Annotated in this window: 17 protein-coding genes and 1 tRNA gene; 5 read left to right on the top strand and 13 right to left on the bottom strand. The window is 71.1% G+C overall.

Annotated elements, in window-relative coordinates; all coding sequences use genetic code 11:
• Positions 1–99 precede the first annotated feature (99 nt).
• On the top strand, positions 100–2,550 hold the full coding sequence (locus tag G8E01_RS02680; RefSeq protein WP_166315484.1) for a LuxR C-terminal-related transcriptional regulator: 2,451 nt from the start codon (positions 100–102) through the stop codon (positions 2,548–2,550).
• Here G8E01_RS02680 and G8E01_RS02675 read toward each other — a convergent pair.
• The 5 genes from G8E01_RS02675 to G8E01_RS02655 all read right to left on the bottom strand — a co-directional run bounded on the left by G8E01_RS02675 (position 2,547) and on the right by G8E01_RS02655 (position 7,995).
• Entirely contained in the window at positions 2,547–3,377 is an 831-nt protein-coding gene (locus G8E01_RS02675; protein WP_166315481.1) for a PhzF family phenazine biosynthesis protein, read from the bottom strand. The two genes, G8E01_RS02680 and G8E01_RS02675, sit on opposite strands and share 4 nt — an antisense overlap.
• 26 nt (positions 3,378–3,403) lie before the next feature.
• A complete protein-coding gene (locus G8E01_RS02670; protein WP_166315478.1) occupies positions 3,404–3,709 on the bottom strand; it encodes a TfoX/Sxy family protein in 306 nt (101 codons plus the stop codon).
• A gap of 76 nt (positions 3,710–3,785) precedes the next feature.
• Positions 3,786–6,101, bottom strand: coding sequence for an immune inhibitor A domain-containing protein (locus tag G8E01_RS02665; RefSeq protein ID WP_166315475.1), 2,316 nt, complete (start codon positions 6,099–6,101; stop codon positions 3,786–3,788).
• A gap of 215 nt (positions 6,102–6,316) precedes the next feature.
• Complete coding sequence (gene dcd / locus G8E01_RS02660) at positions 6,317–6,916, bottom strand: dCTP deaminase (RefSeq protein WP_166315472.1); 600 nt, start codon at positions 6,914–6,916, stop codon at positions 6,317–6,319.
• Between the two features lie 50 nt (positions 6,917–6,966).
• Positions 6,967–7,995, bottom strand: a complete 1,029-nt coding sequence (locus tag G8E01_RS02655; protein ID WP_166315469.1) for a Gfo/Idh/MocA family protein — start codon at positions 7,993–7,995, stop codon at positions 6,967–6,969.
• Positions 7,996–8,163: 168 nt separating this feature from the next.
• Between G8E01_RS02655 and G8E01_RS02650 the strand changes: the two genes are divergently transcribed.
• Positions 8,164–8,237 (top strand) — tRNA-Gly (locus tag G8E01_RS02650).
• Positions 8,238–8,303: 66 nt separating this feature from the next.
• On the opposite strand, the gene G8E01_RS02645 is transcribed toward G8E01_RS02650, so the two are convergent.
• The 3 genes from G8E01_RS02645 to G8E01_RS02635 form a co-directional block, all read right to left on the bottom strand.
• On the bottom strand, positions 8,304–9,617 hold the full coding sequence (locus tag G8E01_RS02645; protein WP_166315466.1) for a type II toxin-antitoxin system HipA family toxin: 1,314 nt from the start codon (positions 9,615–9,617) through the stop codon (positions 8,304–8,306).
• Positions 9,617–9,934, bottom strand: a complete 318-nt coding sequence (locus G8E01_RS02640; protein ID WP_166315463.1) for a helix-turn-helix domain-containing protein — start codon at positions 9,932–9,934, stop codon at positions 9,617–9,619. Before G8E01_RS02640 ends, G8E01_RS02645 begins: the two co-directional genes overlap by 1 nt.
• Before the next feature lie 90 nt (positions 9,935–10,024).
• The gene (locus tag G8E01_RS02635; protein WP_166319698.1) at positions 10,025–10,270 is read right to left on the bottom strand and encodes a DUF3500 domain-containing protein; all 246 of its coding nucleotides are present in this window, start codon (positions 10,268–10,270) and stop codon (positions 10,025–10,027) included.
• 111 nt (positions 10,271–10,381) lie between these two features.
• Here G8E01_RS02635 and G8E01_RS02630 point away from each other — a divergent pair, with 111 nt between their 5' ends.
• The 3 genes from G8E01_RS02630 (at position 10,382) to G8E01_RS02620 (ending at position 12,899) form a co-directional block, all read left to right on the top strand.
• Entirely contained in the window at positions 10,382–10,960 is a 579-nt protein-coding gene (locus G8E01_RS02630; RefSeq protein WP_338100803.1) for a TetR/AcrR family transcriptional regulator, read from the top strand.
• A gap of 125 nt (positions 10,961–11,085) precedes the next feature.
• Positions 11,086–11,733: an NAD(P)-dependent oxidoreductase gene (locus tag G8E01_RS02625; RefSeq protein ID WP_166315461.1), complete on the top strand. Its 648-nt coding sequence runs from the start codon at positions 11,086–11,088 to the stop codon at positions 11,731–11,733.
• 53 nt (positions 11,734–11,786) lie between these two features.
• On the top strand, positions 11,787–12,899 hold the full coding sequence (locus G8E01_RS02620; RefSeq protein ID WP_166315458.1) for a hypothetical protein: 1,113 nt from the start codon (positions 11,787–11,789) through the stop codon (positions 12,897–12,899).
• A gap of 161 nt (positions 12,900–13,060) precedes the next feature.
• Here G8E01_RS02620 and G8E01_RS02615 read toward each other — a convergent pair whose 3' ends face one another.
• The 5 genes from G8E01_RS02615 to G8E01_RS02595 all read right to left on the bottom strand — a co-directional run bounded on the left by G8E01_RS02615 (position 13,061) and on the right by G8E01_RS02595 (position 25,403).
• Complete coding sequence (locus G8E01_RS02615; RefSeq protein WP_166315455.1) at positions 13,061–19,357, bottom strand: SdrD B-like domain-containing protein; 6,297 nt, start codon at positions 19,355–19,357, stop codon at positions 13,061–13,063.
• A 97-nt stretch (positions 19,358–19,454) separates the two neighbouring features.
• Complete coding sequence (locus G8E01_RS02610) at positions 19,455–21,839, bottom strand: LuxR C-terminal-related transcriptional regulator (RefSeq protein ID WP_166315452.1); 2,385 nt, start codon at positions 21,837–21,839, stop codon at positions 19,455–19,457.
• A 224-nt stretch (positions 21,840–22,063) separates the two neighbouring features.
• Positions 22,064–22,846: a polyprenol monophosphomannose synthase gene (locus tag G8E01_RS02605; RefSeq protein WP_166315448.1), complete on the bottom strand. Its 783-nt coding sequence runs from the start codon at positions 22,844–22,846 to the stop codon at positions 22,064–22,066.
• A 29-nt stretch (positions 22,847–22,875) separates the two neighbouring features.
• Positions 22,876–24,504: a class F sortase gene (locus tag G8E01_RS02600; RefSeq protein WP_166315445.1), complete on the bottom strand. Its 1,629-nt coding sequence runs from the start codon at positions 24,502–24,504 to the stop codon at positions 22,876–22,878.
• Positions 24,504–25,403 (bottom strand): DUF4397 domain-containing protein, encoded by a 900-nt coding sequence (locus tag G8E01_RS02595; RefSeq protein WP_166315442.1) that lies wholly within the window; start codon positions 25,401–25,403, stop codon positions 24,504–24,506. The genes G8E01_RS02600 and G8E01_RS02595 overlap by 1 nt, the downstream gene beginning before the upstream one ends.
• Between the last annotated feature and the right edge of the window lie 8 nt (positions 25,404–25,411).

Raw genomic sequence — 25,411 nt, 5'->3', positions numbered from 1 at the left:
GCCGATGCGCCCCGGACACATTCACCCGAGGCTCACCCGTCGTTCACTCTGCTTCACCCCGTGCCAGACTGGGGGCATCGGCCGGGCAGGGGGAGCGACATGACGGGTACGGACCGACTCGCGCGGCCACGCCTGGTCGCGCTCTGGGACCGAGTCGCGGTCGGCGCGACCGTTCTCGTGACCGCGCAGCACCGCAGCGGGATCGCCTCGAGCCTGCGCGAGTGGGCCGACGGCCGCGGGCTCTCGCTCGTGCGCTGGTCCTCCAACCGGCAGGGTGTGCCGGCCGGGACGCCCGACGCCGACGTCGTCCTGCTTGAGCTCGAGGGGATGCGCGATGAGCACGCCCACGCGACCCTCGCCGTCCGGGAGCGCTGGCCCGACGCGACCCTCATCGCCGTCTCGTCGACGCAGTGGCCGCCCCTGCTCCTCCAGGAGGGGGTGCGACCCGAGCGCGTGTTCTCCGGATCCCTCTTCGGGTTCACGGCCGACGAGGCCATCGACCGCGCGGCCCAGCTCGGCGTGACGCTCACGTGGGATGGCGCGACGGAGCTACTCGCGCGGGTCGGCACCCACGCGGGATTCGTCGACGGCGTCCTGCGCGCGGCCGCGCGGCGCGGCGCTCTCGACGAGGCCGCGATCGCCGAGGGGTGCGGGGAAGCGACCGCCTACTTCGCGAGCGCCGCCGCGGCGGGCGTGTACCGCCCCAACGGGTGGCAGGCGGTGCTGCTGTCGGCCCGCATCGGGCCCATGCCCCGGCGCACCCTCCTCGCGGTGTGGGGCCGGGACGAGGTCGTGCGCGCCGCGCTCGACAACATCCTGCAGTCCGGATTCTTCACGGAGGATCTCGACAGCGACACGATCGCGCTCCGCCCCGACATCCGCGCCGCCGTCGAGCGCCGCATCGAGAGCGAGGCGCGATCCGACGAGGTCGACGGCCTCGTCGCGGCGCTCGCGTCGGGGCTTCTCGACGCGGGGCGCACGGACGACGGGTGGGGGATCGTCGCCGACCTCCCGCGCGCCCGCACGACGCTGCTACGCCGTCACTGGTGGCGACTCGGGGAACTCGACGTCGGCCTCGCGCGGCCCTGGCTCGAGGAGGCCGTCCGGATCCAGGCGGATCCCGAGCTCCGCGTCGCGCTCGCGCGCGCGCTCGTTGACGTCACGAGCGCCGGACACTCCGGGCGGGTGCCGGCCGCAGCGCGGCGCGACGCGCAGCGTCTCCTCGACGAGGCGTCGTGGGGGTCGCCCGACGAGGCCGTCACCGTCGTCATCGACACGCTGCGCGCCACGCTCCTGCGGCAGGAGGGGCGCTTCGCCGAGGCCCTCGCGGCGCACGAGGAGCTCGCGGACGGGCGCGCGGCGTCCGGATCCGGCCCGTCCGCCGTCCTCTCCCACGCGAGCGCGCTCGTCCAGGCGGCACTCAGCGCGCTCGATGCCGGGCGACCCGACATCGCCGCCGAGCGACTGTCGGCCGGCGCGGCGATCGCGCACGCGGCGCGCGTGGAGCGCCTCGCGAGCTACGCCCACGAGATCCGCCTCGTCGTGACGGCGATGAACGAGCCCATCGCGCCGTCGTACCAGACCCTCATCGACAACCTCGTAGGCGCGCGCGTCGAAGCCCTCCCGCTGCGCGAGCTCGTGGCGGTATGGAGCGCGCTCTACGCCGCCGACGCCGGCGCGCTGCACCGCGCGCTCGGGGACGCGGACGCCGCGGCCTTCGACGACCCCCTCGCCCTGCGCCTGCTCGCGGCCGTGATGCGCGCACTCGCGCACGGACTCCTCGGCACGTCGGCCGTCGCGCTCCGCGAGCTGGAACTCCTCACGGCGGACATCGGATCCGCGGGGATCTCCCCCGCGCACCGCGCGCAGATCCTCTGGGCGCACACCGAGGCGCTGCTTCACGTCGGCGCGGCCGACCGGATGATCGAGGAGCTCCAGGCGGCGCCGGAGGAGGTCGCGACCGCGCTGCCGATGGATATCCTCTTCGCGCGCGCGCACCTGAGCCGCGGCGAGCCCGAGCGCGTGCTCGCGGGGCTGAGCGGATCCGCCGAGGCGTACGGCCCGGGGATCCTCGCGATCTGGGTGCGGGTGCTGCTCTTCCTCGCGTACCACCAGATCGGAACCGAGGCCTCGCAGGAGATCGCGCGCCAGCACCTCGGGACCGCGATCGTCGCCGCCTCGCGCGCGCGGCCCGTGCTCCCGTTCGCCCTCCAAGGGCACGCGAGCCTCATGGCCGTCATCACCCAGGCCGAGCAGCTCTCGCTGGACGCCGGCGGACAGCGCCTGGTCGCGGACCTCGTCCGCATGCGGGACGGGCTCCAGATCGCCTCGGGGGCGAACCTCGCCCTCAGCGAGCGCGAGCGCGCCGTGCTCGCGCGCATGGGATCCGCCGAGTCGACCAAGCACCTCGCGCAGCTCCTGCACGTCTCGCCCAACACCGTCAAGACGCAGCTGCGCTCGATCTACCGCAAGCTCGGCGTCTCCTCCTGGGCCGACGCGCGCGACACAGCCCGCCGCCTGGGCCTCGACGAGGCCGCGCGCACCGACTAGAGGTCGACGGATCCGCGAATCGTCGTGCGCGTCGCGCCGCCGACCCACACGGCGCCCGCCTCGCGCGACACGTGGACGCGGCCCCGGCGGCCCAGCGCCGTGCCCTGGCTCGCGACGTAGCGCTCCGGCAGGAACCCGCCCGCGAGCCACTGGCCGAGCGCGGCGTTGAGCGACCCCGTGACCGGATCCTCCCCCACGCCCTTGGCGGGATCGCAGAACGCGCGCACCTCGATCGCGCAGTCGGCGCCGTCCGCATACGCCCCGACCGCGCCCACGGACGCCGGGAGGTCGGCGAACGTCGGGCGCAGCGCGAGCACGGCCGCGGCGTCAGCGAAGCGCACGCCGACCCACCCGGGCCCGTTGTCGCACCACTCGGCGTCGACGATCGCGCCGCGCGGGACCCCGAGGGCGCCGGCGACGCGCGCGAGCAGCCCCTCCTCGACCGCGCCCGAGCGGATCCGCGGCGGCGCCTGGAACGCGAGCCCGTCGTCGCCCGTCCGGATCTCGACGAGACCCGCCGCGCACTCCTGCACGACGCGCCCCGCCGCGCGCGGCGCCCCGCCCGCCTCGAGCCACGCATGCGCGGATCCGAGGGTCGGGTGCCCCGCGAAGGGCAGCTCCCCGCCCGGCGTGAAGATGCGCAGGCGGTAGTCGGCCGCCGTGTCGGCCGGCGCCAGGAGGAAGGTGGTCTCCGAGAGGTTGGTCCAGCGCGCGAAGGCCGCCATCTGCTCGTCAGTCAGCGCGTCGGCATCGTGGACGACGGCGACGGGATTGCCGCCGAGCGGCTGGGTGCTGAAGACGTCGACCTGGCGAAACTCGAAGGGCATGACGCCACGCTAGCGCCCGGGACTCCTCACCGGCGGCGCGCGCGCTCGATCGCCTCGGCGATCCAGTCGGCGAGCACGTCGTCGGGCGGATCCGTCAGCGCCGCGAACGGCGCGGACCGGCCGCCGGGCATCGTGAGCCGGTGTGCGCCGCGGGTGAGCGCGACGTCGAGCGCGGCACCGCCGCCGACGGGGAAGAACGCCTCGTCCCCCGAGACGCCGACCGCGATGCGGCCGTTCACGCAGAACGCGAGGCTGCCCATCATGCGCCGTTCCTCGACCGGCTCGCCGATGATCGCGCGCACGCGGTCGGCGAGATCGGGGTTGTAGGCCATGGCCACGAGCCTAGGGGTGTCGCCCGAGGCGCCGCGGCCGCGCCCGGGAATCCGGACGTGGCCGCGGCGGGGCGGGTTACTCGGTGCCCGCCGACACCTCGACCGTCATCGTGCCGGCCTTCCAGTCGGCGTCCGTGACCTCGATCGTCGTGCCCGTGCCGCCGACGATGACGGACCCCTGCGGGTTCTGCTCGTCGTAGTAGGCGTAGGGGTCGGAGTCGTCGAACATCGAGACCGGCTTCTGCTTCTTCAGCGACAGGCGCGTCATGCCGTCCGCCGTCTCGCGGTGGAGCGACAGCTTGTCCGTCTTGTCGATGCCGAAGGTCGCGTCGTAGGCCTGGATCCGGTTGCGCGCGATCGTGCCGTCGGACCAGGTCAGCGCGCCCGCGCGCGCGTCGACCGGCAGCGCCTGCCCGCCGCCCGGGTGCGCGGAGGTGTTGTTGTCGTCGTACCGGTCGCTCACATACCAGACGAGCAGGCCGTCCTGGTAGGCGAAGTGCTCGACCGTGTTGGGCGCGGTCTCGGCCCAGCCGAAGTTGTACGGCCCGGTGCGCAGGCCCTCGTCGTAGCCGCCGTACACGCGGTTCTCCGCGATGTAGTAGTGGCTAAAGGTCTCCGCGTACGAGCCGCCGTCCACCTGGACGAAGCCGTCGAGGATCCACGATTCGTCGCCCTCGAAGCCGGTCGCGGGGCCGCCCGTAATGGCAATGTCATCGACCTTGAAGCCGGGCTCGGCCACGGCCGTGTCGGTGACGTAGCGGAAGCGCACCTCGGCGGTCGCGCCGGCGTAGGCCGAGAGGTCGGCCGTCAGGGGCGCCCAGCCGCCGGAGGATCCGGTGATGCCGAACCCGAGGTTCGACCCGTTCGGGTCGGTCGAGGTCGAGTCGCTCGTGGCGAGCTGCTCCCACGTGGCGCCGCCGTCGGTCGAGATCTCGGCGTAGGCGTAGTCCCAGTCGGCCTCGATCTCGTAGTTGACCTGCGCCTCGAGGATCGCGCCGGCGGCCACGTCGAACGCCGGGCTCGTCACCGTGACGTCGAGGTTGTTCCCGCTGCCGGAGTAGGCGTAGCCCTCGCCGGTCGCGGCCTCACCGACCTCGACGCGCTCCTCGCCGTCGGGCAGGTTGACGATGACGGCCTGCGCGTCGTTCGTCGCGTGGAAGGACGGGCCGAGGTCGATCGTGGCGTCGCCGCCGACCTCGACGGTCTCGTAGTCGAGCCAGCCGAGGAACAGCTTCTCGGTCGCGCCCATGTGGTTCGGCGTCGTGCCGATCGCGCCGTCACCGTGGCCGAGCCACGAGCCCGAGCTCATGAGGGTCCAGAAGCCCGTCCCGTTGTCCCCGCCGTTCGTGTCGTAGTAGTCCGGCAGGCCGAGGTCGTGGCCGAACTCGTGCGCGAACACGCCCAGGCCGCCGTTCTCGGGCTCGGTCGTGTAGTCGCGGATCCAGATGTCGCTGTCCCCGATCCGGACGCCGCCGACCTTGGCGTAGTCGGCCGGGCCGTCGGTGCCGAGGCCCGCCTGGTTCGCCGCCCAGCGGTGCGACCAGATCGCCCACTCGGGCGCGCCCGCCTCCTCGCCCTCGCCAGCGTGGATCGCCTGGAAGTGGTCGATGTAGCCGTCGGGCTCGTTCGTGATGCCGTCACCGTCGAGGTCGTAGCGGTCCCACACGTCGAACGTCTGCAGGTACTCCGTGATCTCATCGGGCGTCTTGCCCTGCGCGAGCTGGTCGTCATACCAGGCGTCGGCCGAGTCCTGGATGAAGCGCGTCATGTCGGCCTGCGATTCGGTCTGGCCGTAGGAGGCCTCTGAGTACGGCACCGTCACCCAGTCGGACACGTCGCCCTGCAGGTCGAAGCGCCCCGAGGACATCTCGTCGTAGACGCCCGCGAACGACTCGCCGCCCTGGTCGGCGAGGCCCGTGAAGAACATCTCCTCGTAGTGCTCGGAGGAAAAGTCCTCCTCCCAGTACGTCGAGTTGTCGCCGGCCTCGGGCGCGGGGATCTCGTTGTGCAGGGGGCCGGCCGCCGGGGCGTCGGGGAAGCGCTCGTCCGGGGTGTCACCGAACTCGACGAGGATCGAGAACAGCTCGGCCGTCTCCTGCGTGCCGTACTCGACCCAGTTGTCCGGCGCGATCTCGACCGCGCGCGTGGCGCGGTTGCCCGATCCGCGGGTCTGGACGGACGCCTCGCCGGTCGCCACCAGCTCGGCGGCGAGCTGCTTCTCAGCGGTGCGCTTCTCCGCGAGCGGGTCGGGCCGATTGCCCTCGGCGGGGGCGGTGTCGGGCTCGGCCGCCGGGTCGACGCTCGGTGCGGCCGATGCGGCCGTGGGCACGAGGACGGCGCTCGACAGCAGGATCGCCGCTGTCCCGAGCGCGAGGGTGATGCGTGACTTCACAGTTCCTCCGGATGCTCGGCGCCGACCACGGTGATCGGCGCGGAACCGCGCCCGGCGACGGCGGTGAACAGCCCCCCTCGAAGCGCGGTAGGCAGAACTCTGTCAGGATCCTCGGACATTCCGAGCTGTGACACGCCTGAGCAAAAGCATTGCGTGAGGTGTCTGGTAAGTGTGAATATGCCCAGGAACTACCCGGGTAGCTCAGCGAAAAGCGCTCAGCCGCCGAGGGAACCCGCGTCCGTCGTCGACACGTCGCTGCGGTGGAATCGCAGGTGCGACCGGCTCGCGGTGGGCCCGCGCTGGCCCTGATAGCGATTGCCGTACGACCCGTAGGCCTTCTCGGCCGGCGAGGACAGCCGGAAGAAGCACAGCTGCCCGATCTTCATGCCCGGCCACAGCTTGATCGGCAGCGTCGCTACGTTCGACAGCTCGAGCGTGACATGCCCCGAGAAGCCGGGGTCGATGAAGCCAGCGGTGGAGTGGGTGAGGAGGCCGAGGCGGCCGAGCGAGCTCTTCCCCTCGAGCCGCGCGGCCACGTCGTCCGGCAGCGTGACGGCCTCGAAGGTGCTCGCGAGCACGAACTCGCCGGGATGCAGGATGAACGCCTCGTCGGGCTCGACCTCGACCAGGTGGGTGAGGTCGGGCTGGTCCTCCGCCGGGTCGATGAAGGGGTACTTGTGGTTGCTGAACAGGCGAAAGTACCGGTCGATCCGCACGTCGACGCTCGACGGCTGGACCATCGTGCGGTCCAGGGGGTCGAGGGCGATGCGCCCGGCGTCGAGTTCGGCGGCAATGTCGCGATCGGAGAGCAGCACGTGACCACTCTAGGACCTGCCGGGCGCCGGAAACCCGCGGGCGGATCCGCTTACGCCGCGGCGATCTGCCGGCGCACCTCGTCGATCGTGGCCATGACGGAGACGACCTCGTCGTGCGGGTGCACGGGCGACTCGAGGAGGCCGCGCCCGACGTACGAGGCGAACGCCGTCGCCTGGTAGCCGAGGCCGTCGTGCGGGGTGGCGAAGGTCTCGTCGCGCCAGGTCGTCTCCTCCTCCTGCCCGAGCGCGCCGGACACGAGGCGCAGCCCCGACTGCCCGAAGAAGGGGCTGAGGACCTCGAGGCGCCCGCCTGTGCCGTGGATCGACGCCTCGACGGGGAGGGAGGCGAGCAGGGAGGTCGACAGGACGGCCTGCGCGCCCGACGGCGTCGAGAGGAGGACGTTCGCGCTCGCGTCGACGCCTGTCTCGGCCGTGCGCCCCATCGCGCTCACGGCGTCGGGCGCGCCGAGCACCGACGACGCGAACGACACCGGGTACACGCCCGCGTCGAGCATCGCCCCGCCCCCGAGCTCCGGGTTCCAGAGGCGGTGAGCCGGATCCATCGGCATCGCGAACCCGAAGTCGGCGCGCACCAGGGAGACGTCGCCCAGCACGCCGCTCTCGAGGATCTGGCGGATGACGTCGGCCTGCGGCAGGTAGCGCGTCCACATGGCCTCCGCGACCAGGACGCCCGCCTCGCGCCCGGCCTCGAGGATCTCGTCGGCCTCGGCGGCCGACATCGCGATGGGCTTTTCGATGAGGACGTGCTTGCCGGCGGCGATCGCCTGGAGAGCCTGGGCGCGGTGCAGCGGGTGCGGGGTCGCGACGTAGACGACGTCGACGCCCTCGTCCGCCACGAGGTCCGCGACGCTCGCGTGCACGCGGTCGATGCCGTGCTCCGCCGCGAAGGCGCGCGTCTTCTCCGCGTCGCGCGCGGTCACAGCGACAGCCCGCTGGGCGGTGTGCGCGTGCATGGCGCCGACGAAGCGGCCGGCGATGCCCGTGCCGATCACACCCCACCGCAGCGCGGGCACGGAGACAGGATCGATGATGCGGGCGGCGGGGATGTGGGGGGCCATGGGGCTCTCTCGACGACGGCGTGCGGGGAGGATCCGAACGGTGCGTTCGCCCCTCGCGCGACGGTATCGGTGCCGCACGCCGCCGCGCAACCGCGGCGAGCGCGCGCCACTTTGGCGGAGACACGGGCGCCGGGGTAAGCTCAAGGAACCTGGTCTGAGGCCGGGTGCGGGGCTGTAGTTCAATGGTAGAACTTCTGCTTCCCAAGCAGACAGCGCGGGTTCGATTCCCGTCAGCCCCTCCACTGTGAGTTCTCACGCGAGATGAGAATTGACATTCGTGCTCGCTTCTCTGACGGCCGCGTACGACCTCAACCGAAGTCGCGGTGCACCTGGTCGAGACGCTCCTGCACCTCGCGAATCCGCTCGCTGCCCACGCCGCTCTGGCGAGCGAGGGTCGGCCACTGCGCGACGGCCTCCTGCACCTCGTCGACGATGCCGCGATAGCCGGGGACGTCGAATCGCTCGCCGAGGGCGTACAGGTGCGCGCGTGTGATCGTCTGGAACTCGCCATCGACGCTCATCAGGTGCTGCTTCGTCCACTGCCCCGTCGGGTTGTAGGCGAACGTGAGGTCGTACGCAGGCGCGAGTGACCAGGCACCGTGTTCGTCCATGAGGAAGGCGTGGTTCTTTGTGTGATCGTCGTTGTTGCTGGCGAGCACATTGAAAGCTGTGCGGCGCAGCAGCTGCTGGCCAGCAGGACCAGCAACCTCGATCCCGAGCGCCCGTGTCGTCGTGAAAAGCGATGCATAGTCGTGGACGCCGATGTCGTTGAAGTCGAGGGCGGCGAGCGCGCACAGCGACTGCATGTGCAGCCGCCGAGTGTCGGCCCCAGAGCCGAGGCGGTCGAAGCGCTGGGTGAAGAAGTGCGCGCGGCCCCCCTCTTCGACGAGGCGAGTGGGCGCCATGTCGACGCCGGCCGCGCGGGCCATGACGGAGTAGGTGTACTCGGTACGGCCGTAGTCACCGGTCTCGCCGAGCTGACTGTCCGCGCCGACGCCGTCGAACTTGAGCAGCCACTGCTCGAAGCCGGCGGGGGCGTCGATGCCGCCCGCGCGCAGCTCGTCTGTGCTCGGGTTGTAAGCGACGACCGCCTTGGCGCGGGCGCCGCCGGCGCTGGTGCCGACCAAAAGGAGCTCGTTCAGACTCTCGGTGGCGCCTTCGTCTCCGAGGCCGCCTGACAGCGCAGCGCGCGCGGCTTCGACGAGCCCCTGCAGCTCGAGGGACGTGGGCACCGAGCGGGGTGCATGCTCGGGCACGAAGGTGAGCGCGCCCATGCCGCGCTTGCCGACGTAGGCGAGTCGGTCGAGAGGGGTGATCTCGCCCTGGGAGACGCCCTCTCGAGCGAGGGCCGCGTCGATGATGCCGTTGCCGAAGCGATCGGGTGCGCTGTCGGCGAGCATGGGCGGCAGCAGCATGAACGTCTCTTTGGACAGACGAGGGAACGACCAGAGCGGAGGGCGACCACCCACGGGCATGAGGATCGGTGCGAGCTCGATACCGGAGGCGCGCCACGAGGGCTCGTATTCGAACTCATAGCCGCGTCCGCGCGCAGCGAGCGCCACCGCGCCGACGCGTCGCCCGAAGGCTTCGACACGCAGTACGTCGACGTGCTCGTAGGTCATCAGCGCGCACCACGGTTGCTCGCGCGCCGCGGCTCCTTGAGACCCTCACGGGCACGGGCGAGCGCCAGCGGGCCGGGTCCGCGTTCGGGCTCGAGCGCGTCGAGCCAGTCTTCGCGGCCGAGCACGCGACAGACGCGGATGAGCGTCTGCAGTCGTGCGCCGCGGCCATGCTCGAGGTTGGCCAGCGCGCCGACGCTGATGTTAGCGCGCTCGGCGAGGCTGATCTGGTCGAGGTCCTCAAGCAGGCGCGCGCGGCGGACCTGCGCGCCGAGTCGGACCTCCCAATCGGCCACGCTGAGCTTTTGCTCTGTCTCCATAAAAGTGATGATAACAGGTCTATTACCGACTTATCAGTAGAAATCTGCGGATAGAAACCGCCAAGAATGTCGGTGCCAGGCAACTCACCGTCATCGGCAATGTCCGTGCAACGGAAGTCGCTCTGCAGCTGGCGGACAACAACGACGAGCTACCCGGCGCGTCTCGCGGCAGATCGTGTGCACGTGGCCCCATCCGGCGGCGGTCACGCCCTCGACGTCGGCTCCCGCCGAACCTTGCTGCGCCCGGAACGCGACGTACGCGTTCGGGCCGGAGATCGAAAAGTTGATGCCGTCTCCCGTACTCAGGTCGCAGGTCGTCTCGCCCGACCACGCGATGACGGCGTCGTCGAGGGTGGCTTCGAGCTCGGCGAGCGCGTCGGCCGTCTCCCCATCGCCTTCGTCGTATCCTCATGGGACAACCGTCCATTTCGTCGAGGAAGGCGCATCGTGCCCCACACCGAAGCCCCCCGCCAGCGCGCCGACGCGATCCGCAACCGCGACCGCATTCTCGAGGCCGCCGTCGTGGAGCTCGCGCGCGATCCCGACGCATCGCTGAGCGCCATCGGCAAACGCGCACAGGTCGGTCAGGGCACGCTGTATCGGAACTTCCCCGACCGAGAAGCGCTGCTGTGGGAGGTCTATCGACGAGAGGTGCAGGAGCTCGTTGATAGTGCTCCCCGCCTCCTCGCCGAGACAGATCCGGCCTCCGCGCTACGCGCATGGATGAGCGCGCTCTCCCGCTTCGCGCTTGCCAAGGCGGATCTCGCCCCCACGATGCAACCGGGCGTTCGGGCGAGGGCGAAGACGGCGCGTCCCGGGTACGCGCACGTGGTGGAGGCCGTGGACACGCTGCTCTCCGCAGGTCAGGACGCGGGCGCGATCCGTCGCGACGTCACCAGCGAGGACTTCGTCGCTCTGATCGCCGGGATCTGGCAGATCCCGGCGGGCGCTGACTGGGAAGCGCGGACGGCCCGCCTTCTCGATCTCGTCATGGATGCGCTCCGGACCTCCTCCCCTCGGAACTAACCTCGCAAACGCTCCGGCTTCACAAGTGGACAATTGTCCGCTACGCTCCTTAAGCGGACGCACGTCCGCTTAATAGTCCGGCGCCCCCGCGGTGGCCGGTGAGAAGTCCTCGTGAAGGAGCAGTCATGCGTATTGCCGTTCTTGGCGCCACCGGCCGTACCGGGGGCGAAGTGGTTCGCCAGGCCCTCGCCGCAGGGCACGACCTCGTCGCCTACGTGCGTCGCCCCGAGGCCATGCAGCCGGCGACAGGCCTGACCGTCGTCGGCGGCCAGCTCGACGACAGTGCCGCCCTTGAGCGGGCACTTTCCGGGTGCGACGCGGCCGTCGTCGCGCTGGGTCCGAAGGTGACGCAGGCGAATGCCCCGATCATGCAGGTCGCGGTGCCAGCCGTCATCCAGGCGGCGCGAGCGACTGGCCTGCGCCGAGTCGTGGTGCTTTCCGCCCTCGGCGTGGGAAACACGTTCGACAACACGCGCTACCCGTACCGGTTCGGTTGCCGCACCTTCCTGGCGGGGAACTTTCGCGATCATGTCGCCGGAGAGAGCCAGCTGACCGACTCCGGGCTTATATGGACCACGTTCCATCCGGGCCCCCTCGGCGACGGGCCGCAGACACCGCACCCGACGATCGTCGATGCGGCCACCGGATACCGGATGCCCGGCGCACCCCGCACGCAGCGCGCCGACGTCGCCGCGGCCATCCTCGCCTCGATCGACGACGCCAGCACGTACGGCAAGGAGATGCTCATCACCTCCGCACGCCAGACCGCCTGACGTCTTCAGGCGGCCTCACCCTCACTGACGAGATCCCCCACGAAGGAAACCTCATGTCCCAAACGATCGATTCGGCGACCCCGTCGATGCCGCGAAAGACGTCCATCGGGCGCACCATCACCCTGTCGACCCTCTTGACCGCGCTGATTGCCGTGGTGTTGCTCGCGTTTACCTGGCCCGCGCTGACCGCAGAGCCCAAGGGTGTCACTCTCGCCCTGACCGGCCCGGAATCTGCGGTGGCGGCCGTTGAGCCGCTCCTCGAAGAGCAGGCCGGCGAGACGTTCGACATCACGACGGTCGACGACCGTGGTGCCGCCGTCGACGGGATCGAACAGCGTGAGTACGTCGGAGCAATCGTCCTTGGCGACGAGCCCGAGCTGCTCACCGCCTCGGCCAACGGCACGGTCAACCAGGTCATCACCTCCCTCGCCGACCCGCTACAGGACGCCCTCGATGCCCAGGCCGCCGCGCAGGTCGCCGACGTCGCCGCCGAGCAGGGGATGGACGCCTCCTCGCTCCCGGTGCCCGAGATCACGCTCACCGTCACCGATGTCGTCGCGCTCTCGGAAGACGACCCGAACGGGACCTTGCTGACGTCCGCGTTCTTCCCCATCCTGTTCGGCGGAATGATCGGCGGGATCGTCATCTCCACCGCCATCGTTGGGGCGCTTCGTCGCGTCATCGGCGTCGCGGTCTACTCCGCCGTCGGAGGCCTCGTCCTCACCAGCATCCTGCAGGGCTGGATCGGCGCCATCCAGGGGGATTTCCTCATCAACTGGGCGGCCTTCACCCTCGCCATCGGCGCGATTGCCGCCCCCATCATCGGATCCGTCGCCCTGCTCGGTCGCGCCGGCATCGCGGTCGGACCCGTCGTGATGATGCTGTTCGCCAACCCGATCTCCGGCGCCGCGCTGCCCGCGCAGTTCCTCCCCGGTGCCTGGGGCGCAGTCGGGCAGTGGTTCCCGCCCGGAGCCGCCGCCACCCTGCTCCGTGAACTGTCCTACTTCCCGAGCGCGGACATGACGTTCTCGTGGTTGGTGCTCGCCGGCTGGACCCTCGGAGGCATCCTCCTCGCCCTCGTCGGCCATCTGCGTGAGCAGCGACGCGCCGCGGCTCACAGGGCAAACGCGGACGGCGACGGCGCAAGCGACGCCGCAATCGTCTGAGCCCACAAGGACGCGGGGCACGCGTCCGGTTGATTCGTTCTGATCCGTGCCCCAAGATGCCCCGTCGATGTGTCGACGGGGCATCTCTTCGGTGGCACATCCGCCCGCCGCACCGTGCCCCGCGCAAGGGGCACGGTGCGGCGCACGGCGTCGCGCGGGCGCTACGCCCGGCGCCGCCGCACGGCGAGAACGATCCCCGCCCCGATCAGGAACGCGATGCCGAGGCCGCCGATCAGCGGGAGAGCGGATCCGCCCGTCGGCTCGAGCTCACCCGTCCCGTCGCCGGCCGCGTCGTCCGCACCGCCCTCCGGCTCGGGGGGCACGACAGGCTCGTCGGGGACGAGATATCCCGCGTCGATCGTCGGGTCGTCGGCCAGGCCCGGCTCCGCCCGGTTCTCTCCCGTCGCGGGCGAAGTGAAGGCGTATGCGCCGTCCGCTCCGGGATTCGAGTCGCGGGAGCCGTCCCCCGCGGCCGGAACGGTCAGCGGAAGCGCCAGGCCGTCCACGACAACCTCGCTCGGGAAGATGATCACGAAATCGGTCAGAATCGGCAGGCCGGTGAAGGCGTAGAAGCCGTTTTCGTCGGTCTCGGTGGCCGCGACGGGCGCGCCCTCCGCGTCCCGCAACTCGACCGCCACGCCGCCGAGCGGGGCTTCACCTTCGCCCTGCATGCCATCGCCGTCGGCATCGATCCAGACGTAGTCGCCGACCGACACCGCGGCGTAGACGTTCTCCACGACCACCGTCTGCGCGGCCGGGATCTCGGACGCGCTCGGCTCCGAGATCGTGACCGTCGCGTCGTCCCCGACGCGCTCGGCCTCGCCATACGCGCCGACCTCTCCCTCCTCGGACACGACGCACTCGGCGCCGAGGGGCAACCCGAGAATCTCCGCGCGGAACCCGTTCTCCGCGTTCAGGACGTTCGTCCCGTCGTCGGGGAGCGCGAGCTGCGCGCCGCCGACCGTACACCGCGCGGTGAAGGCGAACTCGTCGGGCGCGAACGAGTCGTGCCCGCTGACGACCTTCTCCATGGCGAGATCGCCGGAGAGAAGCGTGACACCCGCGCGGACCGGTGCGTTCGCGCGCTGGTTCCCGTCTTCGAGGAAGGCGGTCACACCGATCTGGTTCCAGGCGATTCCGCCCTCGGTCGGCACGGCGATCGGCGCGAGGCCGGGCCGCTCCGCCGAGGCGGGCTCGTTCGTCGTGCGGTAGCGCACGTCGACCTCGTCGCCCGACAGCAGGAGCCCGTCGGCGGTCCCGGCGAAATCGAACGTCACGCGCAACGCGGTGACGTCCGCCCACGCCCCGCCAAAGTCCGCGATCGGGGTCCACGCCCACGCGTCGCACGCGCGGTCGTCCGCCCACGCCGAGGTGTCGCCTGTGCCGACGCACACCGCGTCGTCCGTGCTCACCTCGATCGTGGAGGTCGTCCCCTCGGGAGCGGACGGGGCGACAGATCCGCCGACGAGCACCGGCTGGAACGTCGACTCGCGCGTTACGCCCGTCCCCAGCATGCGGTCGCCAGCGCGCGGGAGCGGATCCACGATCGTCAGGCTCTCGTAGCCCAGGCCTCCCGAGTTGAGGGCGTTGACCTTCCACTCGTCGGTGGCGCCCACCGCGGTGTAGGCCGCGCAGGGGTAGCGCGTGAAGCCCTCCGCATCGACCGTGCAGGTCCCCTCCGGGTCCGCCGTGTTCGTCTCGCCGTCGACGAGGTCCCCCGTCACGTCGCCCGAGACGAACTTCGAGGAGGCGACCGCACCACCCGTCGGCGGATAGGCCCAGTTCGTCGTGCCGCACTGATCGTCGGCGAGGCCGTCAATCGTTCCCTCACTGTTCGTCGTGTTGGTACAGGCGTCCAGGACCTCGGCCGTATCGACGACGAAGGCGTTGGTCGTGCGGGTGTTGGCCTCGAGACCACGCTGGAGCACGAGGCCGATCGTGATCGTGAAGGACTCCCCCGGCTGCATGCGCGCGCCGCCGTCTGGCCACGTGAAGGTCAGCTCGCGCCCAGTGTCGTCCACGCTCAGGTCGACGTCGGTGGACAGGGTTCCGCCGTCCGTCGTCGCGTACGTCGGGGGCACGTCGTCCCACGCGAGATACTCGGGGAGCGTGTCGACGAGCTCGTCGAGCGTGAGCAGTCCCGTGCCGGCGTTCGTGAACTCGAGCGTCCACGGGAGCGACTCACCCACGTCGACGTTGTGTGTCGTCCCGGGCTGCGTCTTGGCGACGTCGAGGCGGAACGTGCCGGTGTCGAGGTCGAGGGTGTCCGTGGCGTCGCCGTCGACCGAGGCGTACAGCCCGTCCGTGCGCTCGCTCGTGACGCGCGCGGTGTTCTCCAGCGTCGACGGCACCTCGACGTCCAGGCCCGAGCGCGAGGTCGCGAGCACGACCACGTCGAAGGCGAGCGACGCCTCCCACGCCTCCGGCGGCGACGTCCGGGAGAAGACCTCTCCATTGGCGTCTCGGAACACGGCCCGAAGCCCGACGATGCTCGCCCGGTCAACGTCCGGGAGCGTCGCCTCGTCGCCCCACGTTCCGGTGGCCCAGGATCCGTCGACGAGGGCGTCGAGACGCACTTCCTCCGCGCCCTGCGGACGGGTGGCGATGATCGCCGGGTCGTCCGCGAGGCGGACGGCGTCCCAGAAGTCCGCGTCGTCGTCCGTCACGGTGACGCGCTGCGTGGCGACGGTCGCGTCGGCGCTGTCGGCCGTCAGCGACACGCGCACGGGCTGGCCGAGATCGACCTCGAGCTGCGAGGCCGGCTCGATCACCTTCGCCAGCGCCACGTCGAGCGCCCCTCCCACGAGCGTGACGTCCGCGTCCGCGGTGTCGAACACGACGTCATCGGGTGCCGACACGGGGTCGTAGGACTGCGCGATCGTGTCGTTCGCGACCGTCGTCGGAGCCACGAGGACGTCCGCGGCGCTGCGCTCGTACTGTCGGACCTGGGTCGCCATCCGCATCACCTGCGGACTGCCGTTCGCGATCGACCCACCATCCGCCTCCGGCGACGCGCCGCGATAAAGCACGCTGACGCCGACGACGTTCTCCAGCGCGCCCGCCTCGAGCGACTCCGCGGCGGTGAGGCTCGCGGTCCACGTGGAGAGCGCTCCGCCCTCCTCGCGCTCCCACAGCGTCACGATCGACGCGTCGGCGTCGATCTCGGCATCGACGATGTCGAAGCTCAGACCCGTGATGGTCAACCGCTCGTACGGGTTCGTGGCCGGGTCATACGATGCGCCCGCGAACGGATCCGCGTCCTCCTCCGAAGGGCCCGACGCGCACAGATCCGACTCGCCCTCGGCGCAGGGGATGGGATCCGTCACCCGCAGGAAGGACGCGCGCGCGAGCGAGGCGTTCTCCGAGCGGACCTGGTAGGTCACCGTCGGATAGTTCTCCGGCGCGACGTCTGCCGATTCGGGAATGACGACCGTCGCCGGCGTCGCCGTTTTCTCGACGCGGACGCCCGGGGGTGTGTCGACGATGGCGACGCTGTCACGGGAGACCCAGCCCGCGGTCCCGACTCCGGTGTCACCACGCAGCGAGTTCCACACGGTCGCGGGGTCCGCGTCGTTATAGCCGTGGTCGGCGGTTACCCAGGGGTCGTTGACCGCCCCCTCCAGGCCAGGGACACGCACCGTGTTGCGCAGCACCCAGGTCAGGAACGTGTCGCGCAGTTCGTCAACCGACGACGAGGCGACTCCCGTGCCGGGGTCGGGGCGGGTCGGGTCCGTGCTCGCGGCACGCGCCCCGTCGTCCGGCACGACGGTGAGGCGCACACCCGTTGTCGCGGCACGCTCGGCATCCGTCAACGTGTACCCGATGAAGCCGTCGGCGCTGTTCCACCCGCCGGACGGCGCCGCGATGAGCTGCCACGCGCCGTCGATGTAGAGCTCGACGGTTGCGACGTCGTCCCACTGCATGAGCGGATCCACCGCGTGCGTGATGGGCTCGATACTCACGAGGTCGAATGCCTGGAAAACCGTCTCCTCGGGCGCATCGGGCATCGTCGCGGCAGCGGGATCCGTCAGGCGCACCTCCTCGGCACCGGGCCGCGCGACGAGCCAGCTATTGCGGGTCACGGCCCGGTCACCCGACTGCGCCACGAGCGCGTCGACGTCGGAGACCCGATCGTCCGCGTCTACCCATGCCTTCGCGGTGCGCACCCCGAAGCCATCCTCGCCGTCATAACTGATGATCTGCGCGGTCGCGTTGTCCGTGACCACCTCGCTATCGACGCCGTCAGCGATGCCCTCGACCTCGCCGTGCGCGTGCGTGAACGCGACATTCTCGTAAACCGTGGCGGGGTCCCCCGCGACCGACGTCGCGCCGGATCCGTCTCGCAGACCCCCGCGAGCCTCGAACACGATGTTGGGCTCAAGAACGCTTCCCGCCGCGAAACCCGCGTCGTCGACGAACTCGAAGCGCAGCCCGGTGACGTCCGACGGCGCGGTGGCGCCCAGCGCCTCCGCGAACTCCTGGCGGCTCATCGTGAACCACTGCGGGTCGGCGCTGGCGGGGACCGTCGTCAGCGCGTTCCACGCGCCGCCCGCATCGCGGTACGACACGCGTAGCTCGACGCCCGCGAGCACCTGCGTCGGGGCAATTGCGACGACATCGAAGCCGTTCCACAGATCGTTCGGGACATCCTCGCGCCACGCGTCCTCGACCGTGACCTCGCTCGGCTGCACCTGCGCGACGCCCGTCTGGGTGGTCGCGTGCAGGCTCGAGACGACGGAGCCGCCCGGGAGTACCGCCCCGCCCGGGGAGATCGTCTTGTCGAGCGCGACGTCGATCTCGGGGAAGTACACGGTCACGTCGTCGTCGGCCGTCGCGGAATCCGTCCCGAGCGAGTTCGTCCCCGATGTCGTGATGGTGTTTACCCGGGTGACGGGCTCCGTTCCCCCGCCGAGGAGCTCGACCTGGGGCAGCACGCTGACGTCGACCGCCGCACTCGCGTCGGCCTCGATCGCGCCGGAGAAGGCGACGACGAAGCCCGTGACGGTCCCGGTCGCGGGCTCGGGGCTGTCCCCGTCGTCGAACGCGACCGGAGCACGGAGGGCACCGTCCATTTCCCACGCGATCGTCGCGCCCGCGGCGCCCGCGGGCCACGCGATGCCGTCCGGAAAGCCGCCAAAGAGCATGTCTCCGTCGAAGAACCCGGCCTCTTCGATCGTCAGCTCGGAGAGCGGGCCGTTCGACGAGTTCGTCGCGGTCAGCGTAGCCGTCGCCTCGGCGCCCGCCGGGAGCTCGGCGGGGCTGATGGTCTTGTCCGCTCCGACCTCCAGGGTCAGGCCGCCCACCTGATACGGCGCCTCGGCGCCGCTCGTCGCCGTCTCGTCGCCGACCGCGACGGTCGCATCGATCACGTTGGTGAGCGCGGCCCCGGTCTGCAGGGAGGCACCGGACACGCGATCGTTCTCGCGCTGAGCGACCTCGAAGGTCTGTGCGACCTCTGCGGTCGGTTCGATCGCGCCCTCGTAGCGCAAGCGGATGCCGCCGACGGCGCTCGGATCGGAGGGGGCGACGACGGCGTCGGCGAACGCACCCTCGTTCCACGCCCAGACGGATCCGTCGAACAGGTAGTAGTCGACCGCGACGCCCGTCGCTCCCGCGGGCATCGCCGAGTCGCCCAGAGAGTCAAAGTCGACCAGTCGGAAGGGGTTGTCCTCGCCCAGGCTGGTCGCGCCGTCGACCGCGGACGTCGGGTCCTGGATCGTCAGCTGCTGCGCCGGGACGTTCGACGTGTGCGTCGCCCCGATCGTGATCTGCGAGAGCGTGCCAGGGGAAAACTGCTGAACCGCGGGCTGCCAGGACTTCTCCGCTTCGACACCCACGGACGTCGCGACCTGGATGAGGACCGTGGCCGGGTCGTCCACCGTGGCGGCCACCTCCGTCCCCCCGGGCCCGAGCCCGTTGTCCCAGGAGGCGACCGCGGTGTTGACGATGTCCTGACCGTTCTGCTCCCACGTCGCAGGCAGATCGTCGGGCACACGGACGTCCAGCACCATGGTGATCGACTGGCCCGAGGCGAGGCCCACGCCGCCGTCGATGTCTTGCTCCAGGACCGCCGTCAGGGTGCAGCTCTCGGTGACCTCCCACGTGCCGTCGCCGACCGGCGTGCATCCTGCCTGCTGCAGCTGGATCGGGCTCCCGCCGAGATCCCCGTACGCGCCGATGAGAGCGAACCCGGCCAGCTCGCTCGGCAGGGTGTCCGACACCTCCGCGCCGATGCAGTCGGCGTCGGAGCACTGCACCTCGATGACGTAGGAAAACTCGTCACCCGGGACGAGCTCGGCCAGCTCGCCGCCGTTGACGCGCTTGTCGATCTCCAGCTGCCCCACGGCCGCAGACGCGGAGGTGGCCGGCACCACCACGAGCGCCATGACGATGGCGAAAAGCGCGACGAAAGCCCCCCAGGCTCGCGCTCGATCGTCGGACAGCCTCGCAGTCGCCATGTGTCTCGCCCCTCGCCCCTTCGACCGGGCAGACGCCCGCGCCACGCGACACGCTATGGATATTGCGCGCGGGGCGCCACCCTTTTCACCCCCGCGCTCACCCCAGGAGGCCGCACTCCTCCGCACGCACGAGGACGTCCTCCTTCGAGGTTGCGGACAGCTTCGCGTATAACCCGCGCGCATGCGTCTTGATCGTGTTCATCGACACGCCCCACGCGTCGGCCATCTGCGCGCGCGACAGCCCGCTGGCAAGCGCATCGAGGACCTCGCGCTCGCGCGTTGTGAGCACCGGCGGCGTGTCAATGGTGGGTACGACGGATGGCATGGACGACAGGTCTCCGAGGGACGCCGCGAGGTCGGGGAGGTCGGACATGGCGAATGCGGCGAGCGCGACGCGATCGGACTCGGGGAGCAGACGCACGGCGGAGGTCAGGCCCGACGCCTGCGTCACGAGGTAGTAGTCGCGGAGAGCCTTCCGCGCCCCCCGCTCCTCCCCCGTGCGGGCGTGCAGGGCCGCCCGCACGAGGTCGGCCAGGGCTCGCTCGCGGGGAGATTCGGTCGCGCCGGCGCGCGGGTGGCCGATCCGTTCCCCGCCGCGCGTAGCCGCGACGACCGCGGCCGAGACGCCCCAGTGATCCACGACCCGCCCGCGCATCCGCGCGCGACGTGATGCCGAGAGCACGACAGGGCGGGCGGACACGAGGTCGACGAGATCCGCGGTCGCGTCGGCCACCGAGACGGCGAGCGGATCCGTCGTGATCGCGACCACGGGCGGACGACCGACGACGTCGGGAAGCAGCGCGCGCACGTAGGCGTCGATCGATATCGCGAGCGTCCCGATCTCGGAGGCGGCGAGGCGCTCCGGCGGCACGCGCGCGAGAGCGCTCGCCGCCCGCTCGGCATCACCGTCCTCGAGCGCCAGGAGCGCCTCGACCAGGTGCACCACCATGACGGTGTACGACGAACGCGCCGTCCCCTGCACCGCCGACAGACGCGCCATGGCGCTCTGCGCGCGCCGGATCTCGCCCGCGAGAGCGAGGGCGAGGGCGAGGTGCTCGGTGATGGTGGCCGCGAAGTCCACGGCACCCTGTGCCGCCGCGATTTCCTCCGCTTCGGCGAACGCGGCCGCCGCCGCGGCCCAGCGGCCCAGCCGCAAATACGTCAGTCCCGTCGTCTGCAGCGCGAGCGCGCCGTGCCCGCGCTGCCCCGGATCCAGTCGGGCGCGTTGCGCCTCCCAGATCTCGACCGTGCGGGCCGCCCACACGGCCGTCCCGCGCACGTCCCCGGCGCGCCTCCGCCACACCTGGGTGAGTCCCGCATGGCTCAGCCGACCGACCGGCGCATCGGGGAGCCGCTGGTCGAAGTCCCGCACGTCGAGGGCGCGCTCGACGATGGCGCGCGGCACAGGCTCTATGCCGATGTTGTACGCCGACGTCCACAGGGCCAGCGCATCCCCCGCCCACGTACGCGAGAGGAACGCGGCCCGGATATCGCGGGTCATCGACGCGAGGAGCGACGAGTCGAGATCGACGATGGCGTGCATGAGAACGCGCCAGGACAAGGCGTCGCTGCCGCCCTCGCGCGCGACGGCCCATGCCTCGGCCAGGCGCTCCGCGCCCAGAAGCCGCGTCACCAGGCGAGCGCGCGCAGACTCGATGGTCGGGCTTGCACCACGACGGACGCGGCGCGCGAGCGCGCGGCGTACCGGCGGCACGAGCCGCGGCGCACCGGAGGCACCGAGATGCTCGACCCACCCGCCCTCGGCAAGCGCCGCGCGGGCGGAGATCAGCTCGCTCGTCGTGCCCAGCGCCGCGATGCCGTCGTCGTCGAGTCGCACCGGTATCGCCAGCAGAGAGAGCTCCTCCGCGGGCACTGTCTCGCGCAACGCGCTCACGACCGCGTCGTCGACCGCGCGAGCGAGGCGCCCCGCGCGCACGTCTCGCCCCCGAAAGTCCGGGTCGGGTTTTTCGCGCGCGCTCTCCGCGACCTCTTCGCACGCAATATCGACGAACCACGGGATCCCATGCGACGCCCGCGCGACCGCGGCAACTGCCTCCGCGTCGTCGGGAAGACCGCGCCCCCGGAGCACGGCGGCGATGTCGGCGAGCGTCAGGCGAAGGTCGCCCGCAAGGAGGATGGCACTTTCGCGCAGGCGCAGATGCCACTCCATGACCTCCGTCGGGGCGCGCCGCGTCGCGACCACGACTCGGCACGCGGCAGGAACCGCATCGAGAACGGCGCGCAGATCGCGCTCGGACGGCTCGTCGAGCACAACCGCGGTCGCCCCGGCGACGTGCCTCGGGCCCCACGACACCGTGTCACCTTCACGCTCCCGTGCGGACGCCCACTGCGCCAGCACCCTCGACTTCCCGGCACCTCGGGGAGCGGAGATCACGACACGGGGAGACCCGTCCAGGATCGTTCGCAGGCGCACCAGGAGGTGCATCGAGGGCTCGATGCTCTCCCGAGCGTGCGTCGTCATGCCGTGCGGGGCTCCTCGTCATGTGCCGTCAACGCCGAATGCGACACAGCGTATATCGTTGCACGGACGCCGTCCGGCACCTCCCTCATGTCTGCACGCCGAGGATCGAGATTCCCCCCCCCCCCGTGCGCCACGGCCAGGCCACCGCGCACAGGCCGCGTCACATTCTTTCGTCCGCTTACACCCGTCGCCGGCCGTGCGGACAGCGTGCGCTCACCGTCCGCTCACGATGGCGCGAGGCGCCGGGTGTTGGCGCGGACGGACGGCAGTCGGCGATGGTGGAGGACAAGTTCGCGCAGCGCGGTGATCCGCCGGCGGAGGCCCCACGCCGAGACGTTCACGAGCGACTCCCGCACAATGTTCCCGCTCATCTTGCTGACGCCGTGCTCGCGCTCGATGAACGTGATGGGTACCTCGACGACGCGGAGCCCCCGTTCCAGTCCGCGCCAGAGCATGTCGAGCTGGAAGCAGTACCCCTGCGACGCGATGCCGTCGAGACCGATGGCGTCCAGGGCGCTCGTCCTGTACGCGCGGTATCCGCCGGTGGCATCCCGAACATCGATTCCGAGCGCGAGACGCGCGTAGATGTTCCCGCCTCGACTCAAGACCTTGCGGTGGAGCGGCCAGTTCACGACGCTGCCGCCCGGGACCCAGCGCGATCCGAGAACGATGTCGGCGCTCGCCAGTTCGTCGAGCATGGTGGGGAGGGCCTCGGGCTGGTGCGACCCGTCGGCATCCATCTCAACAAGCACGTCGTAACCGCGAGATCGCCCCCACGCGAAGCCGGCGAGATATGCGGGCCCGAGCCCGTCCTTCGTCCGGCGATGCAGGGCGAACACGGACTCGTGGCGCGCCGCGAGTTCGTCGGCGAGCTCGCCGGTCCCGTCGGGGGACGAATCGTCGACAATCAGGACGTCCGATCGCCCCGTGGCGAGGACCCTGTCGACGACGCCGGTGATGTTCTCGATCTCGTTGAACGTCGGAATGATGGTGAGGGTGGTGCGCATGTCGTGACCTCTCGAGCGAGTAATGGATATCAGGCGGCGACGGCCGTGACGACGACGTTGTCCTCGTACCGGCCGGTCTCGGAGCTGAACGGACCACCGCACGTCACAAGGCGGAGTTCCGGAGTGGGCGTCGGCGCGTAGATCTGCTCCGTGGGGAAGGAGTGCTTCTTCACGTTCTGGATACCGGTGACGACGAACTCGGCCGTCGTGCCGTCGCTCCGCTCGACGGAGACGGTGTCGCCGGGCACGAGATTCCCGAGCTCATGGAAGACCGCCGCCGCCCACGGGGAGTCCACATGGGCGGCGATCACTGCCGGGCCGACGTCACCGGGCACGACGCCGTCCTTGTACCAGCCGATGTCGTCGTAGTCCGCGGGAGCCTCGATCCACCCGTCGGCGCCGCGACCGAGGCTAATGAGATCCGACGCGATCCCGATGGCGGGGATCGAGACGCGGAGCGGTACCGCGCCGGACGCCTCCTCGGAGGCCACCGGGTCCTGCAGACCTCCGGCACTCGATGTCGAGGGCGCCGCGCCTGCCGATGCGGCCTCCGACGACCCGCCCGTGGTCGGCGGGCACCCCCCGAGCACATCGCCGGCGAGCATCACCTCGGCCAACGCCTCCCAGGCATCGCCGTAATAGGTGGGCGTCTCGTCCGCGGTCTCGCCCATCCTCGTCAGATCGGCCTTCGCTGCGTCGCCGCGGCCATCCGCGGCGTATGCGGCCGCCCGCCCCGCATACGCAACGGGGTGCTGATCACTCGTGATCGAGCCGCCCCCGGAATCGAGCTCGGCAGGGAGCACCTCGTCCGACGGAAGCCCTGCCGCGATTCTCGCGGCGATGGCCACGTCATCGTCGTCGCACGACTCCGCAAAGCGGATCGGCGTCCGCGCGGCGTCGTACCCGTACTCCGGCTCGCCCTGACCGTCGGCGCCGCCGGCGATCGCCACGGACCCGTCCTGCGCGACGGTAGCCCAGTTGGTCGGCAACGCGTTCGCGTCCAGCAGCGCCGACGTCACGGCACGGCTCCCGTCGGCGAGTTCCTCCCAGCGCTCATCGCCAGAAGCCTCACCCAGCACCGCGTACGCGACGGGCGACGCGTAGGACGGGTTATACCGATGCGGCGACGCGCTCGCCCAGGGCCCCGGAAGCAGGACGCGGCCGAGTGCGGTGCGGGCGGTCATGCGGTCGAGCACCGCGTCGCCGAGGTCAAGTCCGTCCTCGCGGAGGTCATCGCGACCAAACGCGTCGCCCGCGAGCACGAGCGCTCTCGCGGCGTCGAGATCCGCGTCGGACGCCGGCTCGGCGTCGACGACCGCGCCGTCGGCCCATCGCCACGAGAGCAGGAGATCGTCGCGCTGGATGTTCTCGGTCGTCCACGTCCAGATCTCGTCGAAGCGCGTCTCGTCATCCGCGGCGAGGGCGAGGAGCAGGCCGTACGCCTGCCCCTCGCTGACCGTGTCGCCGCCCTGATCCGTGCGGACGACTCGGCCGCCGTCGACGTAGGTGTCGAGGAAGTCGGTCGCCGCCACGGTGGAGGAGCCGGCAGCGTCGACGGGCGCGGACGTCTCGGATCCGGGGCCAGCGCACGCGGTCGCCACCAGGCCCAGCGCCGTCACCGCCGCCGATGCCGCGAGGATCCGTCGCGCTGTCATCATCACCTGGCGCCCTCGGATGCGCGTCGACGCACCGTCACCACCCCGATCACCGCGCCGGCGAGGAGGAGGCCGGTCAGCACGACCGGAAACGCGGGAAAGGCGCCCTGGTTCGCAGTGCCGCCACCGCCTGTCTCAATGCCACCAATGGGCATGTCGGCGAGGGTGGCGGAGTCCGTCACGGCCTTCGCCGTCAAGGCACCGTCGGCGGTGTCGAGGACGAACAGCGTCGAGACCGACCCGGCGGGCAGATCGACCTCGGCGCTCGATGCCTCACCGGCACCGGCGAGTTCGAGGTCCCACGATCCCGCGTCGACCGCGGCATATCCGGTGGCGGCGCCGCTCGGGACCTCCTGCGCGATCGGCTGCCCGTCGACCGTGTCGACGTCCACGACCGGTTCGACCGTCGACGCCTGGATCACGCGGACTCGAGCCTGCCCGTCGGCGGGTGCCGAGAGGTCGTCGTCGAACACCGTGGTCTGCAGATCTGCGTTCGTCCCGTAGGCGGCGACCGTGACCGGCTCGCCCTCCGCGACGTCGACGGACTGCCGCACGACCGGCTCCGCATCGTCCGCGGCGTCCGAGGGGACCATCGACACGACATACGTGCCCTCGTCGAGCGGGATGTAATCGCTGACGGCGCCGTAGGCGACATCGTCCAGCTCGTACACGACGGCTCCTCCGGAGAGCGCCGTCATCTGCACGTCGACAGCCTTCGTATCGGGCGACAGGTGCGCGACGCGCGCCCACCCGCCCGGATCCGTCGTCGACGCGGATGCCGCGGGGGCGAGTGCGCTGCCGAGGACAGCGGGCAGAGCTGCCGCGGCGACCAGGGCGAGGGCCCGGAATCCGCGCCGAGGTCGTCGGGCAGGAGACGGGTGACGTGCGGTGGTGCCGATCATGATGATCC

Origin of the sequence: Microbacterium excoecariae (genome assembly GCF_011326725.1) — a bacterium.
In the GTDB taxonomy this organism is placed as follows: domain Bacteria; phylum Actinomycetota; class Actinomycetes; order Actinomycetales; family Microbacteriaceae; genus Microbacterium; species Microbacterium excoecariae.
Note: the sequence above shows the minus strand (reverse complement) of the source record. Positions and strands in the feature narration are given on the sequence as shown.